Raw genomic sequence first — 593 nt, 5'->3', positions numbered from 1 at the left:
GTATTATAGCCTACGTATTTTTGCCCGTTATGCGGGCCGTTATACGAACATAGGATAATTCGTGCTATCTAGATTTAGTTTTAATCACTACATTTTATTGTCTGAAAAATGGTTAACGAAGATAGCCTTATTATGGTGCGGTTTTTCAGTATTATTGGGCTTTGTTGTTCAAGTAGAAATTGCTTTAATTATTGCGGCGCCGCTTATGACGCTATGTATGTTCTTCGCGGGCATGGTTTTGTCAAGCACACTAATTGGATTTCAAAAGATAAATCCGTTTGCTAAATCAAATCCTAACTTCATCAAGTTTGCTATTTTGTTTTTTTGGTCTTTTGGAATTATTGCAGCTTTGTATTTTTTGTCCTCAGGAATTTTCCAGGTAGATGAAAAAAATAGTACACGTTATTTCCTTGTTGTCGCATCAGTCTTTCCATTAGGTCCAACGTTAGGAGCGGCAAAGGAATGGAACAAGGACTAATCAAGAGTTCGCATAACAACCCAATAAACTCACTCACTGCGTTCGCTGGGACGCATACACGCGGGGCGGCTTCGCCATTATGCCCCACATGTCTGCGCCCGTTATTGGAAAGTTA

At 39.6% G+C, this 593-nt stretch carries 1 protein-coding gene; it reads left to right on the top strand.

Annotation, left to right across the window (positions count from 1 at the left end):
• The first annotated feature begins 61 nt into the window (after nt 1–61).
• Nucleotides 62–478: a hypothetical protein gene (locus V7R35_RS17820; RefSeq protein ID WP_334016230.1), complete on the top strand. Its 417-nt coding sequence runs from the start codon at nt 62–64 to the stop codon at nt 476–478.
• The last annotated feature ends 115 nt before the right edge of the window (nt 479–593 follow it).

It is taken from the genome of Alteromonas sp. S167 (assembly GCF_036864375.1).
Lineage (GTDB): Bacteria > Pseudomonadota > Gammaproteobacteria > Enterobacterales > Alteromonadaceae > Alteromonas.
This window is presented reverse-complemented; position numbering and strand designations above follow the sequence as displayed.